We start from the raw sequence: 14,864 nt of genomic DNA on the forward strand, positions 1-14,864 counted from the left end.
TTAGGTTCCAATCATACCGGCGTTATAGTTTGAGCGATAACGTGTTGTTTTTTCTTGCTTACGTTCCTTGGTTTACGATACTTTCATAAGAAAGTAAAAATGGGACTGATTGTTAGTTTTTTTCGAAATAAAATACTATCACTGCTCTTTTTTTCTTGGTCTAGCAAGTGTTATGACGTCTTATCCATCTTGACCGGTCGTTCTTTCCATTCGACATATCATCCAATAATTCACAAGTGCGACTGTGATGAAATTAAGTTTTATCATTTTTAAGAAAATTGTATAGTCTCGCATCGGTCCACCCTTATATGTTTTCCCATTGGTTATTTTGAGATGGACTCAAAAAATGCTGAAGTATACTTTCTTCTCAAACTATTCAATATCAAGTAACCGGATTAAATAATAGAGATATAAAATTCAATTTGAGTCTAAAAAGTTTTTTTATAAAAGTGTGCGCCGGCGCATACTTTATATACATACGGTATTTGAAATAATTTAATCCGTGTCGAAACCTCTACCTGAATTTATGCTATATTTATCTCTAGAAGAGGTGATTAACATGGAGAATCATTCATCCTCCAATAGCCGCTCTCAACAACTCATTATTTCGCAAGCGGTTAATACAATTAAGCAGCATGGTATGGAGGAGATCCTCCATAGTGTATCCATTTTTGATATTCAGGAATTTGTCTCAACACTCTATCAGGAGCACTATGCGCTTGAAAATATCGAAAGCGCCTATAAGAAGATTCGTTATTACTATTTTATGAAACTAAAACGCCGCTGGGTAAAAACAGCCGTGCGAAATTATCAAGAAAATCGTGGTTATAATAAAGAACTGCGAGCCAAACACGACATGATCTCAGCATATGTACAAGTTGCAGGTCTTGAAGGGCTTTACAAAGAGTTTCACGTGAAAACAATTGAAGACTATATGAATCTCTGTATCACCGAGATTGAAGAGTGGGCAGAAAATCCAAATCAGCTAATCCATACGTATCCGTACTGGTCTCAAAAAACCGTCAATCAAAAAACTACGACGTTAAAAACAGATGTGCTCATGATATTAGGGGAAGTTGCAAAGGAAATTGATTCAACCAAGCGTATAGCACATCACTCTCCAACGCTTGCTGTTGATATTCCATTTTTCGGGATGTCTGATCGCATCAAAAATAAAACAGATCAACTTGATGAGAAGCTCAATGAAGCATCACAGCTTAATCTCGAGCTTTTAAACTACGACTCGGTCGTCCCGAAATATAAAGATGGCGTCCCACAGAACCTTTCTGTTCTAGTTAGTAAAGAGTTCATTCAAGAGTTAAATGGTAAAGTGCCTGATTTAGACGCAAAAGACTTCGAGGCCTTTACTGAGATCTTGTCATACCGGGATATCTCGTTCCAAACGAGTCGCAAGATCATCTTTCCACTCGTTCAATTAGTTGAAAAACTCTATGCTAACAAGAGTGGAAAGAGCTATGACTTAACAACAAAACGCCTTATGAAACTTGGTTATTATCGAGTAGCTGGGCATAATGAAGAAGGCGATTTCTTTATCCGGGGCCTCTTTTCTTCCGTTACCATCAAGAACGCCACAAGCCTTGCGGATAGTCAGGTCATCGTCACAGTAGCTGAAGAAGTGTATGATGATCTACTCAAGCAGCAAATCGTCAGTATCTATGGTGAACAGATTGAACAGTTAAAAGGGAGCTTTGCTTATCATTTGGCATTCGTTCTTCAAAAAGAACGCATTGCGTCGCTTCAAACAGGGGAGCAAAGCCCGGTTCGTCGGCATTGGCGTCAATTTACTTATTCGATTCGCTTCAATAAATCACGAAAGTCAGAGAACTTGCGGGAACTTGAGGCAAATCTTGATCGCATTAAAGAACATGAATTTATTTTGAAAGATTGGCATCGTTCGGGCGACTACTATTTCTTCACGTTTTACCCGCTCGAATCATGGGAGTTATTAAATCATCCTGATACATTGCTACTTTAATAGAAACAAAACATAGAAGAAGCCTACTATATTGAAGGCTTCTTCTTTTCTATGCTTACTCTATAGTTTATGTTTCACATGGAACGTTTTTAGATGAAGTGATGATTAAATACAGGTGAGTGCCAGTATTTAATTATCAGCTGTATCCTATCAAACTACATTTATACGATTTGGACAAATCATTTTTTTAATTAGTTGCATAAGCTTGTCGTACTGAAATGGCACTTATGAGTAATTTAGAAAAAACATTTTTACCAAATTGTTCGCTTTAGGGTGAAATGATTCGTAAAAGTACGTACTGAAACGACATTTTAATTGAATTTAGTCGCAAATTGCCGTACTGAAATGACACGCCTCTTAATTTGGTCGCAGATCATCGTACCGAAACGACATTTATTTGGTTTTTGTCGCAATTTGTCGTACTGAAACGACACTTCTCAACTTTTTGATGAAAAACTAAAAAAAATTTAAGTGTCTGTCTCTTAAAAATGGTCGCAAATCATCGTACTGAAACCGCATTATCGATTGTTTTGGTCGTGAATCGTCGTACTGAAACGACACTTTTATTAAAATGGTCGCAAACCGTCGTACTGAAACGACATTTTGACTACTTTTCGTATAAAATTTCTACTCTGAATCACTCTCAAATGGCTTTCTTAAGCAATTCCTCCTAATTTGGTCGCAAACCATCGTACTGAAATGACACATTTTTATAGCTCTAAAATGGCTTAACATCAGCGTTTCATCAAATTTGGTCGCGATACATCGTACCAAACCCACACTTTGACACTATCTCGAAAGAACAAGATACTGAAACTAGCATATTCTAGGATAGAGGAGGTGTAGGGTACATGATTTACAGAAACCGTCACATTTTAGTTGCAAACAAACTACTCGTCGCGATGAGTGGCTTAACTCGTTGGACGAAACGAGCTGATCACTATCGCTATGAACAGCATCACTATAACATCCCTACATGCTTCACTTCTTTTAAGTGGACAAAGTCACGGATTCGCCATGTCCTCACACTTCTTTCTTATGCAGATGACCAAGGTAAGATTGAGTTTATGGAAGATACAGAGCTTGCTTCTTCCGCTCATACGTCTGTCCGTTCTTTACATAATAACTTAAAAACATTTGAGAGCCATGGCTTGTTGCGGCTTGTCCGGCATTTCCCTGGAGTGCTCTCGATTGAACTAACCGATTATCTTGAGAATTATCGTGACCTTTTTGTTGACGGAGCCTCTGTCGTTTCGAAGACCGGGTACACGTCTATTTGGCATGATCTTCTTTCCGAACTTCTCACGCTTGATAACGTGAACGCTTTGCGTCTTGCGTTACGTACACTCGTACAAGTTGAAAAAGATATCCATGTTCAATCACATGACCAAGCCATCCTTACCTATGACGAGATTAAAGGCTTCTTGCCTAAATACTGTGGCCACAAACTTGCCATTCAAAAGATGATGGATCGTTTGAAGTTCCTTCAAGTGTCCCTTGTAGAGGACAGCCGTCATTTCTTAAATGTGGTGAAGCAAAATCTCACGCTAAAAAAACGCGTTCAAGATATCACGCGTCCAGTCCTCGTTGAATTGACATTAGACAAGTCTCAAGACAGTAAAGTGATCCGAGAAGAAGAGCGTTCAGATGCTCAAATTGCTTGGTTCGAGTTGCGTAAGCGCGTTGGTGAGTTCTTCGATTTCGATGCACTAAAAGTAAGCCGTGAATCTCTCTATTCAATGAGTGATACATTTGGTGCATTAGCGTTCCGTGAAGTCTTGGCTGACTTGAAACAAGCGTTTCTTCACCATCGTGAAGACTTAATTCATTCAAGTGAGCATCAACTCTTCTTCAATGAGCCGATTCTTTATCTTCATCAACAACTAAAACATAAAGTGGAAAAATTGACGATCGCATGATGGTCTTTTTGGCATGCCTCATTTTGAAAAATTGTATGAAAACATCCCGAATCTATATCCATTGTTGATTCATTCCATCAAAAGGCATCGTATATGACCTGTGTTTCATAAGGTCATTTTTATATTTTACTTCTTTGGAAAAAAATCAAATATGATCGATTTGATTTCAAATATATAGCGAATAAAATTAGCTGTTGGATATGATTTATCAAAAAAGAAATGAAAAAAAAATAGTCCCTTTGAATAAATGAAACTGCCTATGACATATTTACAATCTTCTTTATCTCTCGAAAACGTTGGTATTAAGAGGTTTTTAGGACTTTCCTTTTTCCTAATTCTTTTAATCTATCTTTAATTCTTATTCATTCTATTTAATCTATTTAATTCATAAGAATATGGTTTTTGTATTCTTCTTCTGAGAAGCCACATTAGATAATTAACCCTTCTTTTCTATATGAACTTTACGATGTTTACGAAATTTCTGCAGGCACAGGAGCTATTATCAGAGCTACCGTATCTAAAGTTGCATCCAGGAACGTATTAAAGATTGGAGTCAGATCCTATGCTCCAATACCAACGTCAATTGTCGTTAATGCTTTAAAGAATTATAAAACATTGACATACACTACAGGAAACAAGAGTTTTAAGCTTTTAAAGACTGACATGCAACACATTCTGACAAGACATCACCCTAATTATTGGGCAGGGAAAGTAACTTCAAAACAGTCTTTCTTTCATCAACACACAAAAATTGATGAAATTAGAAATATTGCCTCAGAAGTACTAAAGCAAAACAGAAGTACTTTATCAAAAAAAGGGACGGCTGAAACATTCCAAATTAAAGGAACAGTAAATGGTGTAAAATATAAATTGGGAATTACAAAAGGACATGTCCTTCAATTATATCCTGAAGAATAAGGTGATAATTTGAAAGAGATGTTACAGATTGAGAGTCTTCTTTTGAAAAGAAATGTTGAAGATCTAAGGGATCTTGCACTCAATCCAGATGAGTACTATATATCGATTCAAGACAATCGGGAGGACGCAAAAAACCTCTTGAAGTCTTTAAAAAAATTCAGGGATGAGAAGGATCTTTTTTATGTAGATGGCGTTATTTTTATTAAAATTGGTTGGAAAGTAATCATCCCATATGGTTTCTGGGACGAGATAAGTAGTTTGTGGCCATATCTAATTAATCTGATCGAAGATTATCAAAATGCAGGGAAAGCAGAATGTTCTTTCCCAAATCAACCGATCACAATAGAAATGTCAAAACTTGATTCTCGGTTTCTTTTGTTTTCAGTAGATGATAATAAGCTAAAAATTGAAGAACAATACTTTATTTCTATACTTCTGAACGCGGCTGAAGATTATTTTACTTTTCTTTATGAAGCGATTGGAGAATTAGACTCCTTTGAGATGAATCGTATTAATAAATTGAAAGCCCAAATAGTTTAACATCATTTAAGTATAAGACAAGGTGTATCTCATTAGCAGATACATCTTTTTTGTTTACAGAAGAGTTGTATACGTTTCGATGTCGAAATGTATACAATTTGAAGATATTGTATACAACCATAAATCTATTTGTATACAATTTATTTTCTGTGAAATACACTACCATCTAGATAAAACATTGAATTTTATTCGATACTATGCCATCATTATTTGTAGAAAGGGGAGAGGGCATGAACATATTAACGTTCTACATTTCTAAAGGTGGATCTGGAAAAACCACGTGTTCCTTGAACATGGCTTATGCATTAGGAGAGTTAGGCGAACGTGTGCTTCTCATCGACTTAGACCCTCAAGGTTCTCTTAGCAAACTAATGTTAAAAGAATCCGATACGATCAAATATATGACCATGTTTGATGTACATACACGAAATTTGGATATCAAAGATATTTTGTTTGATGACGAAACGTATCATGTCAGTCTTCTTCCTTCAAATGAACGAAATGCAAGATTGATTAATTTACTTTCTGAGCAAGATAAGCTCTTCCTTTTAAAGGATATGATTGCACCGCTCGAAGATGAATTTGATTGGGTCATCTTAGATTCAGTGCCTTCGATAAACGAACTCTCAAAAGTCGTCTTATCGACTGCCAATACGACCATTATTCCGTTTATGCCGAAAAAGCTTGTCTTTGATCAGCTAGGAAGTACCATTCGCACCGTACAAAAGGTGAAAAAGTTCTATAATCCCGATTTAGAGATTGCCGGGGTCTTACCTGTGGCGATGGATCATATGTTAAAAGCCGACAAAGAATATTTCGAAGCGATGGAACAAATTGCATTTGCTGAATCGTTGCCTATTTTACCTGTCATCAAACGATCGACATTTATTGAAAAGGCAGCGGATAGCGGAAAAAGTGTCATTCAATACCGCTCCAAAGAATCAAAACAGTTATCGGAACCGTTTCGAGAGTTGGCACACATGATCCGAACAACCAGAGGTGATTCTGTATGAAGGCCAGAAACCGTAACATTCATAAAATCAAGCCGAGTGAGCAACACCCTTATCAGAGTGGTTTAACGAATATCAGTTCACTGGTTCAAAAGCTGCCGATTTCAAAGGAAGTTGAAGATCTCGTCCATGAAATTAATGAACTTGCCAAAGTACAGACCATTTCCGTATTTGAGATTGGGAAACGTCTAGTGATCGCCCGTTCCGAGATGCATGATAAAAAAGAGTGGGGGACGTTTTTAGAAGCGGTCTCCATGTCCGCATCACTTGCCTCACGATATATAAAAGCCTATGAAACACTACATCCGCTCGAGGCATCACTAACAAGTCTACCAGCATCCAAAATTTTTGAACTCATGTATCTCGATAATGTCGATGAGGTCGTCGAGCAAGGGCTATATATTAATGGTGAAAGAAGACAGGTAGAAGAACTCACGGTCAAACAGATCCGTGATCTTCGAAAAGGGAACACTCATACACCCCTTAAAGTAAAACCTTTTCAACAAGAGAAAAAGTCATCTTCGATCTTGTCCGCGCGTATTCCAAGTGATCTTTCGGAACAGTTTCAACAGTATGCCCATGCACATAATCGTAGTGTCAGTGAGTTACTAGCTGAAATGATTGAACGAACTGTATCAGACAATATAATTGAAGCCACAGATGAACAAGGAGAACAGTCATGAAGAAAATCGCATTGTACAATCGTAAAGGTGGAGTTGGAAAATCAACGACAACCATCAATTTAGCTCATGCCTACGCACGGGATGGCTTACGTGTACTCGTGATTGATGCCGATGATCAGGCGTCTTCAACGAATGGATTAGGTCTGACGAACGACTATGAAGGGAAAGTGCTATTGGATTGTCTACTCGAAGAGAACGATCCATTTTATACACCGATTGAACAAGTCATCGTCACTTGTGAATATGAGACTGGAACGATTTACTTAGTTCCGACAAGACGGTCTGCTTCACCGAGTGATTTAACGAGTCAAATTGGTTATGAGTACCGACTCAGTGAAGAGTTGGCCAAACTAGATGAACTATTTGATATTTGTTTAATTGATTGTCCTGGTTCGACGTCAGCGTTGAATCCTTATGCGCGCTGCGCTCTTGTCGCACAAGATCGAATTATCATGCCTGTACAGATGCAAAAGTTTTCGATGGATGCGGTATACTCAGCTCCTGAAGAGTTAGAAGAAATGAAACGATTCCGAGAAGATATTCATATCGCAGCGTTTATCCCGACAATGGTCAGTGCACGTTCTAAAGGGGATACGACGACGGTAGAAGAACTTGAGGAACTCGGGAAAGAGGTTGGGATTCCTGTCCTTACAACGATCCCGTATGCCGTTAAGGTACAAACCCTACAACGTGAATCTAGACCTGTGATCGATCATAAAAGTCCTGCAACGGATGCTTATTTACAACTTGCCCAGGAGGTACTTTCTTTATGAGTCGCCCTCGTAAAAAACATACACCAAAAATTTCGACATTCAGTGCCAATTTACCGGTGAAACAAGGAACACAATCTAGTGAAGATCGTACGGATCAAGTGGAAGCTGTCAAAGAATTTTCTGCAACGACGACTATCACGAATCCGTATCAGTCCTTACCAGCAACCGGACTTTCTCGCATTATCACAAAAAAACTGCCCGAAGACATGGAAGGCATTGTTCAATACTATAATCATATTGATGCGATTCAGGCGACGAGTTTTGTCGAAAAATGCCGTATTCTTGCTCATGCAAATAGCTTGTTCCGTGATCCGGAAACAAAAAAGGAATTTAAACAAGAAGAGGGAAATTGGAAAGATTTCTTAGCGAAGATTGGGATGTCTCATTCCCAAGTGAATCGCTTTGTTTCTTTTTGGAATACGTTTGGTCCAAATATTTTAGAAAAAACGATTGAACAAGATTTTAGTGCGACCAAGTTAGCGGAACTCCTATCATGGCCAGAAGACCCAAAGCTCGCATTACTAGAAGATAAGAAATACTACACAGCAAATGGGGATAAAACAGTTTATGAGATGACACGTGAAGAATTGCGTGAAGTGAAGCGTATGTTGATCGAGCGTCAAGAGCAGCGTGTCATTGAAGCTGATTCTCCTACTGTAAAACCTATGAAGGTACAAATTCGTTTTTCAGATTTAACAGATCCATTGTATATCGGATTAACACAAGCTGCTAAAAAAGAGCATGTGTCTGAAGATGAAATTATTCGTCGGGCTCTCAATGCCTATTTGAATACAAAATAAGCAAGACGTAGACCCGATATGTTGACGGGGCTTACGTAAGGTTTTGTGAATCGGGGGGCAATCATGTCTTATTCCAATCAGTACAAAGATGTTGAGGATATCATCGACACCCTGCTCGTCCTTGATACGTTTTGTGCCGCGAAAAATATTCACGTCGAATTTGTTGTAGTAGGTGCTTCAGGTATCCTTCTCTTCATTGAAATGATGAGTAAAGAAATGGAGTATCGACCAACTCGAGATATAGATATTCGAGTAACAGAGGGTGTCGTGACAACAGAATTGAAAGATGCACTTCAAGAATATGAAATTGAAATTGTCGAGGGTGTGATTCAATTCCCTCCACGTGAAGATTTTCAGGAAGTGGGATTTCGACATAAGATTGAAGGGTTATTTGAAGCAATTGATGTATATATCCCAGACATTGAACTATTGGCGTGTACGAAAATCTTTTCTTCTCGTCAGAAGGACCTGGAAGATCTCGAGAACACCAATTTGTTGAAGCTCTGCGATAAAAACAAACTCTTGGAGCTTGTAGAGGAGTACAAGTCAAACATGACCTGGAACGACCCGTTTTGTAATGTACATGACTTAAGTCGAATTTTTCAGGAAAAGGGTATATAATAAAGAAAATAAACGAAGAGGAGGGTGACCGATGACAACGGGGAAACATGAGCGACTTTATCAAGAACTATTGCGTGAACAAGATCGCATGCAATTTGGTGGGACAAGTTATCGTCAAGAGACAGCTCAACTGGCTCTTGTTCTGAGTCATGATGTTAAGGTCCCCGAATCGCTTTGTAATCGAGTGGAGGCACGCAACTTTGTCGGCTCTTTGGCTAAAGAGTTATCAGAGGACCGGGTAGAGGATGTGGCTAAAATGCTCAGCATGGCTGCACGCCGAGCCTATACTAATCCCGAAAGTGCGTTCTCTATCGATATGAAAGTAAGGTTGGAAGAAAAGCGTAATCGATTCAAGGCGCGCGGTTTACGTGTGAGATCATAAATTGAAATTGAATTAAGAAAAGGAGTACGGCTCATTTCATAAAGAAATGAATCGTACTCCTTTTTCTATGGGCTATATCAGGGATAATCACATAGATATTTGGTATTCATGTACATGTAACAAGGAGAGAGTGATTGAAAAGCAGTAACTATGGAAAGGGACACTAAAAGTTGGGTATTAATGGAGTTATGATTGTTCAAAAGTGACGATAGCGTCTTGCTTACTTCAATAACTTCAGTGATCGTGTTGAAGGTGCTTCACGACTATTTTCTTGAATAAGTAGATTTAAGTGCATCTCCTCAAGAATTTTACATAACTCAAGTCTCAATTCACGTTTTGAGTAGTCTATAATATCCCGAAGCCTTTTGTAGATATAATGTAGAGAAACTAGGAGGATAAGTAAAATAAGAATAAAAGACAAACCATGTACCTTTGTCCTTACATGTGTAAATGAAATTATCAAAGACATATCCCTATTCCAAATGTATTTCATCCTTCGGTCGGGAAGAACGGATACGTAAGACTATATAGTCTCGGTTTAGTTTTCGATTTATGATAGCTAAAAATAACTATTCTCTTCAATTCATCATACTAAATCTAATTCGCAGATAATCCTCTTAAAAGCTGTGAGTGATTCTTTCACTAGGACTCTCTCATCTAAAAAAGGATCAAAATAAGTATTGGTTTGTAACAAGTTTTGTCTGAAATCAGAATCGAAATCGAAATATATATCAAAATCTTTTAGTAGATTTTGATATTCTGACTCACTTAATTTACTTGTTGTGGTTGGTTGGTTATTTTCATCGTATACAATATATCTGCGTGAGTGAAGTTCATAAAGAAGCTTCCACCTGTAGAGGAATGCTTCGATTTCAAAGCCCCAATCATCGCTAGGTTTATTTTTTGGAAGAATAATTTTTTTTTGATGACCACCATTGTAAGTAATAATGTAATGTAGATTGCCTGTTACATCAGAATCTTCAAGTATCTCTACCAATTGTGTTGATTGCTTTTCTGCTAATTCATGGAGTGGGAAGGGTTCTCCCGAAGAATTGGATTCAAATAAAATTTCAACATTAGTAATATAATGCATATAATGATTCCTCTTTATTATTTTCATTTAGCATAAGTTATTGATGTTGGAGCGAATGTTTGTAGATTAAACTCCAATTGCTTCATACAGGTTATTTGTTTATTGAAAATGAGTAACTCTTTAAAGCAAAAAAATAAAGTGCGTTACTAATTTTTAGGACTTATCCAATGATTTGTTTCGTTCCCTTAGAACAGCTAACTCTATCTGCTCACTTATCGATTTCTCAAGCGTCTCCTTCTCGCGTCGAAGAAGTTGCACTTCTAAGTGAAGTTTTTGATTCTCTTCTTCGAGTTGATCACTTCGACGGGATTTGCTTTTTAATTCATCCACTGCATCCATTAAACTCTGGTTTTGACGATTTAATTGTTTTTGACTCTCTTCTAACTTTCGAATAGTCCCTTCCAAATCAAAGATTGTCTTTTTATGAACCTTCAACTCTTCTTTCGCTGATTGTTTCTCCAACTCCAGTGCGTTTAGTAAGTTTTGTTTATCTGTATGTAGTTGGTCCAATTGCTGTTGAAGTTGTTCTAGTTCTTCCTGATGTTGCATGACTTTAGCTTCATATTCTCGATGAAGTTCTTCACTTTCCTTCACAACACTGTCTTCAAGTTCACGTATTGTTTCAGTATATTGAATTGTCATGCGTTGAGTTTCTTTTTGTTGCTTCTCTAAGCGAAGCGCTCGTTCTTGAAAGAGTGAAGCGATCTGATGAAGTGTAGTTTCAAGTACACTATTTTCTTCATCGATTAATGGGTCTGGTGATTGTTTATCAGCCAATTGAATGAATTCTTCGAACAATTGATTCGTCGTTAGTTGTCGTTCTTGCATTAGACGTTGAATATGTTCGGTCACTTCTTCAGAGACACGAAATGATTTTACTTTTGTTTCGCTTGATTGCATCAATGTCACCACTTTACATTTTAGTGTATACATAATCTACAGACAGGAATCTAGTCTTGTATTATTTTCCCGTACTTTTGATTCAAAAACAAGGTACGCGAAATGATCAAGGGTTGTGTATATTTCGATGTCGAATGTATACAACTCTCGTATCATCAAATTAAAAAATCTAAAAGCAAACATCCAGACCTATCGTTAGCTTCGAATCGGATAATATTCTATATATTCCGATACACTCACTTTTGAGTTCTCAAAAAAGAACGCTCAATCCTTTGACTAATCGTTCGATAGTTAAATTGGAAAGAGGAGGTTTTCGGGAATGAGAAAAAAGAAGCGCGGCACGTTGAAAGCAAGTGTATTAAAAGTAATGCTTGGATTTATTTTACTATTTATTGTCTTGTTTGGAGTTTTTCAATATGTTGGATCTAAGAACACCATTTTGAATACGATCCAATCAATTATGATCGATGATGCTACACCATACAGAGAAAGCATGGATACCGCAACTTATGAGGACTTTGCCGCCATCCAAGCGAGAATGAGGAGTACAAGAAATACAGGGAAGAGCTGAACACTTACCGAGAGCAAATCGGAGTCATGTATGCCTATATAGTGGCGATAGAGGGAGAAGAGGCACGTATCATGATTGATGGGGCAGAGGCGGGTGCGGCCTCTCCGATTGGGGAGAAGTTGTCCTCGACTTCGATAGAAAATGTACGAGCTGCATACAATGGTAAAGAAATCGCCACGGATGTGATTCATGATGATGAGTTTGGGGATTATGTTTCAGTGTTGGTGCCGATCGAACACAACGGAGAAGTGATCGGTGTGCTTGGGTTGGACAAAGACGCTTCGAAGGTGAGTTCCATCTCGAGCGGGGTACTGAAGGAGATGGCGCCTCAAATACTCTTCGGCTTAATGGTTCTCATGGTATTAGCAGTCACCTTTATTTGGCGTTACCTAGATTGGAAGTTTAAACCTATGGGCGTGTTAGAGGAAGTAGCGAACCATGTGTCAAACGGAGATCTGGGTGAGGCGGAGATCGTGATTAGTAAACTCACTTTGAAGAACGATGATGAAATTATGCGATTGACCAGTTCGATGACGAAGATGACGAAGATGTTAAAGGAACTCGTGGCAAGCATCCAACACTCCTCTCAGACCGTCAGTGAAGAGAGTGGGAATGTTGCTGCTATATCTGTAGAGGTGCACGAAGCTTCTCGCCAAATTGCCTATACGATGGAGGAAATCGCAAGTGGGGTTGAGAATCAAAGTACATTGACGATGAGACTCCATGAACACATGAATGAATTCTCTACTTTAGTCAGCTAGGCGGCCAAAGAAGGTGATGAAGTAAGCCATCAGGCGGATTTTGTTGGGAACGCGACCGTCTCGGGTCAGCGTCTCATGGAGGAGGCGGTCGAGCAAATGTCTCGTATATATAGCCAAATTCAACAGTCACAAGTACAAGTAAAAGATTTTGAGAAACAAGCGGATGAAGTACCGCAGCTCGTAACGTTGATCCGTCAAATTTCGGAACAGACGAACTTACTTGCACTCAATGCTGCAATCGAGGCAGCACGAGCGGGTGATCAAGGAAGAGGATTCGCAGTCGTCGCTGCCGAGATAAGGACTCTTTCGGATGACGTTTGCGAGATCTCAGAAATCGCAACGAACGTTAAACGCAATTCAGTAGAACTGGACGCCGTATTCACAGAAAGCAGAAAGTCAACTGAAGACGGGAAACGAACGCTCGAACTGACCAAGACATCTTTTGAAGAGATGGAAACGAGTGTTGAAAAAATGAGGACGTTAAGTCATTCGATGCAAACAAGATTCGACCGTGTGAAGTCTAACCAGCAAGTCATTCAGAAAGCTCTTTCAGATATCGCATCAATTTCTGAGGAGAGCACTGCAGGAAATGAGGAGGTCGCCGCCGCTACTGAACAGTTGTCTGTAACGAGCGAGACGATGAATCATTTCGTAAGAGAGTTAGCTGAGACCGCAGAGAATTTGAAGGGAAGAAGTCGAAATTTCAGACTGTAATCGTCGAATCGTACAACAGTCGAACAGATTACATCCTTAATTTTGTCACGAACAACTCTGACCTATATTTGCAGATGGTTGCGATTTTTCTATATCAGCTGCCTTTTGTTGAACTAGGAGGAGAGAATACCATTCAACCAACTTGACATTTTTTTCCTCTTGCTATACATTGAGCTAGAACTGAATAGCATCACTAGGGGTGTTCATTGAACTGAGACGAGTTAAAACTCGAACCCTTCGAACCTGAACTAGATAGTACTAGCGTAGGGAAGTGTGAACATGACTGCATCCGCAAATGGATTCATTTCCTTTTTGCCATGTATCTTTTGCTTGTACACAACTTCTCTCACGCGAGAAGTTGTGTTTTTTTATAGACAATACAATCATCCAGACAAAAAGGAGATCACAATGATGAGTAAAGTTGTACTTGTAACAGGTAGTAGCAGAGGATTAGGCGCCACAATCGCCAGAGTATTGGTAGAGAAAGGATTCAAAGTGGTCATCAATTACTATAGAAGCAGAAGAGCCGCAAATGAGTTGGTTCAAATGTTAGGGGAAGAACATGCAATAGCTATCTATGGTGATGTGACGAGACGAGAAGATGTCGATTTATTAATTAAGAAAGCAACGGAACACTATGGTCAAGTAGATGTGGTTGTAAACAACGCGTTAGTAGATTTCAAGTTTGACCCGATGGCACAGAAGGCATTCGAACACCTCTCTTGGGACGACTATCAAAAGCAACTGGACGGAACAATCAAGGCAGCGTTCAATGTTTCCCAGAGTGTACTCCCTCAATTTATTGAAAGATCTGAGGGGAGTATCATCAACATCGGGACAAACCTATTCCAAAACCCAGTAGTGCCTTACCATGAATACACGACGGCGAAAGCGGGATTGATCGGATTTACGCGCAATCTTGCCGCGGAGCTTGGAAAGTTTGGGATAAGGGCCAATGTTGTATCTGGAGGGTTGTTAAAGATGACTGATGCGAGTTCAGTGACAAGTCCCGAAGTCTTCGATTTGATTGCCCGGACTACGCCCCTGAGGCAGGTCACGACTCCCGAAGAGGTTGCTCAACTTGTCTCGTATCTGTCATCTGAAGAAGCATCAGGTATCACTGGCCAGAACTTGGTAGTGGACGGTGGATTGACCATGAACTAAAGAATAATTCTAAACAGGA

Annotated in this window: 16 protein-coding genes and 1 riboswitch; of the genes, 14 read left to right on the forward strand and 2 right to left on the reverse strand. The window is 38.9% G+C overall.

What is annotated here, in order from left to right; translation table 11 throughout:
* The first annotated feature begins 559 nt into the window (after positions 1-559).
* From KNO69_RS14070 to KNO69_RS14115, 10 genes are all read left to right on the forward strand, one after another.
* Positions 560-1,996: a hypothetical protein gene (locus KNO69_RS14070; protein WP_214818829.1), complete on the forward strand. Its 1,437-nt coding sequence runs from the start codon at positions 560-562 to the stop codon at positions 1,994-1,996.
* An 851-nt stretch (positions 1,997-2,847) separates the two neighbouring features.
* On the forward strand, positions 2,848-3,915 hold the full coding sequence (locus KNO69_RS14075) for a hypothetical protein (protein WP_214818831.1): 1,068 nt from the start codon (positions 2,848-2,850) through the stop codon (positions 3,913-3,915).
* A 663-nt stretch (positions 3,916-4,578) separates the two neighbouring features.
* A complete protein-coding gene (locus KNO69_RS14080; protein ID WP_214818833.1) occupies positions 4,579-4,833 on the forward strand; it encodes a hypothetical protein in 255 nt (84 codons plus the stop codon).
* 9 nt (positions 4,834-4,842) lie between these two features.
* Positions 4,843-5,373 carry a hypothetical protein gene (locus KNO69_RS14085; RefSeq protein ID WP_214818835.1) on the forward strand — a complete coding sequence of 177 codons (531 nt, stop codon included), beginning with the start codon at positions 4,843-4,845 and terminating at the stop codon, positions 5,371-5,373.
* 230 nt (positions 5,374-5,603) lie between these two features.
* Positions 5,604-6,386: a ParA family protein gene (locus KNO69_RS14090; RefSeq protein ID WP_214818837.1), complete on the forward strand. Its 783-nt coding sequence runs from the start codon at positions 5,604-5,606 to the stop codon at positions 6,384-6,386.
* Positions 6,383-7,066 (forward strand): DUF3102 domain-containing protein, encoded by a 684-nt coding sequence (locus tag KNO69_RS14095; RefSeq protein WP_214818839.1) that lies wholly within the window; start codon positions 6,383-6,385, stop codon positions 7,064-7,066. The genes KNO69_RS14090 and KNO69_RS14095 overlap by 4 nt, the downstream gene beginning before the upstream one ends.
* A complete protein-coding gene (locus tag KNO69_RS14100) occupies positions 7,063-7,839 on the forward strand; it encodes a ParA family protein (RefSeq protein ID WP_024127810.1) in 777 nt (258 codons plus the stop codon). The genes KNO69_RS14095 and KNO69_RS14100 overlap by 4 nt, the downstream gene beginning before the upstream one ends.
* Positions 7,836-8,639, forward strand: coding sequence for a hypothetical protein (locus KNO69_RS14105; RefSeq protein ID WP_214818841.1), 804 nt, complete (start codon positions 7,836-7,838; stop codon positions 8,637-8,639). Before KNO69_RS14100 ends, KNO69_RS14105 begins: the two co-directional genes overlap by 4 nt.
* A 63-nt stretch (positions 8,640-8,702) precedes the next feature.
* Entirely contained in the window at positions 8,703-9,260 is a 558-nt protein-coding gene (locus tag KNO69_RS14110) for a DUF6036 family nucleotidyltransferase (protein WP_214818842.1), read from the forward strand.
* Between the two features lie 31 nt (positions 9,261-9,291).
* A complete protein-coding gene (locus tag KNO69_RS14115) occupies positions 9,292-9,642 on the forward strand; it encodes a hypothetical protein (protein ID WP_214785012.1) in 351 nt (116 codons plus the stop codon).
* Positions 9,643-10,228: 586 nt separating this feature from the next.
* On the opposite strand, the gene KNO69_RS14120 is transcribed toward KNO69_RS14115, so the two are convergent.
* Both KNO69_RS14120 and KNO69_RS14125 read right to left on the reverse strand, forming a co-directional pair.
* Entirely contained in the window at positions 10,229-10,735 is a 507-nt protein-coding gene (locus KNO69_RS14120) for a hypothetical protein (RefSeq protein ID WP_214818843.1), read from the reverse strand.
* Positions 10,736-10,888: 153 nt separating this feature from the next.
* Complete coding sequence (locus tag KNO69_RS14125) at positions 10,889-11,635, reverse strand: hypothetical protein (RefSeq protein WP_214691636.1); 747 nt, start codon at positions 11,633-11,635, stop codon at positions 10,889-10,891.
* A 319-nt stretch (positions 11,636-11,954) separates the two neighbouring features.
* On the opposite strand from KNO69_RS14125, the gene KNO69_RS14130 reads away from it, so the two are divergent.
* From KNO69_RS14130 to KNO69_RS14145, 4 genes are all read left to right on the forward strand, one after another.
* The gene (locus KNO69_RS14130; protein WP_214818844.1) at positions 11,955-12,206 is read left to right on the forward strand and encodes a hypothetical protein; all 252 of its coding nucleotides are present in this window, start codon (positions 11,955-11,957) and stop codon (positions 12,204-12,206) included.
* 71 nt (positions 12,207-12,277) lie between these two features.
* Positions 12,278-12,967: a methyl-accepting chemotaxis protein gene (locus KNO69_RS14135; protein ID WP_214818845.1), complete on the forward strand. Its 690-nt coding sequence runs from the start codon at positions 12,278-12,280 to the stop codon at positions 12,965-12,967.
* Positions 12,968-13,063: 96 nt separating this feature from the next.
* Positions 13,064-13,681, forward strand: a complete 618-nt coding sequence (locus KNO69_RS14140) for a methyl-accepting chemotaxis protein (RefSeq protein WP_214818846.1) — start codon at positions 13,064-13,066, stop codon at positions 13,679-13,681.
* A 185-nt stretch (positions 13,682-13,866) separates the two neighbouring features.
* Positions 13,867-13,968, forward strand: a riboswitch (TPP riboswitch).
* Between the two features lie 124 nt (positions 13,969-14,092).
* A complete protein-coding gene (locus KNO69_RS14145; RefSeq protein WP_214818847.1) occupies positions 14,093-14,845 on the forward strand; it encodes a 3-oxoacyl-ACP reductase in 753 nt (250 codons plus the stop codon).
* Positions 14,846-14,864 lie beyond the last annotated feature (19 nt).

It is taken from the genome of Exiguobacterium sp. s131 (assembly GCF_018617345.1).
Lineage (GTDB): Bacteria > Bacillota > Bacilli > Exiguobacteriales > Exiguobacteriaceae > Exiguobacterium > Exiguobacterium profundum.

Bases quoted from the DNA above. Each gene is read 5' to 3' on its own strand.
- KNO69_RS14070 (WP_214818829.1), top strand. From the start codon at position 560: ATGGAGAATCATTCATCCTCCAATAGCCGCTCTCAACAACTCATTATT.
- KNO69_RS14075 (WP_214818831.1), top strand. From the start codon at position 2,848: ATGATTTACAGAAACCGTCACATTTTAGTTGCAAACAAACTACTCGTC.
- KNO69_RS14080 (WP_214818833.1), top strand. From the start codon at position 4,579: ATGCAACACATTCTGACAAGACATCACCCTAATTATTGGGCAGGGAAA.
- KNO69_RS14090 (WP_214818837.1), top strand. From the start codon at position 5,604: ATGAACATATTAACGTTCTACATTTCTAAAGGTGGATCTGGAAAAACC.
- KNO69_RS14095 (WP_214818839.1), top strand. From the start codon at position 6,383: ATGAAGGCCAGAAACCGTAACATTCATAAAATCAAGCCGAGTGAGCAA.
- KNO69_RS14100 (WP_024127810.1), top strand. From the start codon at position 7,063: ATGAAGAAAATCGCATTGTACAATCGTAAAGGTGGAGTTGGAAAATCA.
- KNO69_RS14105 (WP_214818841.1), top strand. From the start codon at position 7,836: ATGAGTCGCCCTCGTAAAAAACATACACCAAAAATTTCGACATTCAGT.
- KNO69_RS14110 (WP_214818842.1), top strand. From the start codon at position 8,703: ATGTCTTATTCCAATCAGTACAAAGATGTTGAGGATATCATCGACACC.
- KNO69_RS14115 (WP_214785012.1), top strand. From the start codon at position 9,292: ATGACAACGGGGAAACATGAGCGACTTTATCAAGAACTATTGCGTGAA.
- KNO69_RS14120 (WP_214818843.1), bottom strand. From the start codon at position 10,735: ATGCATTATATTACTAATGTTGAAATTTTATTTGAATCCAATTCTTCG.
- KNO69_RS14125 (WP_214691636.1), bottom strand. From the start codon at position 11,635: ATGCAATCAAGCGAAACAAAAGTAAAATCATTTCGTGTCTCTGAAGAA.
- KNO69_RS14130 (WP_214818844.1), top strand. From the start codon at position 11,955: ATGAGAAAAAAGAAGCGCGGCACGTTGAAAGCAAGTGTATTAAAAGTA.
- KNO69_RS14135 (WP_214818845.1), top strand. From the start codon at position 12,278: ATGATTGATGGGGCAGAGGCGGGTGCGGCCTCTCCGATTGGGGAGAAG.
- KNO69_RS14140 (WP_214818846.1), top strand. From the start codon at position 13,064: ATGTCTCGTATATATAGCCAAATTCAACAGTCACAAGTACAAGTAAAA.
- KNO69_RS14145 (WP_214818847.1), top strand. From the start codon at position 14,093: ATGAGTAAAGTTGTACTTGTAACAGGTAGTAGCAGAGGATTAGGCGCC.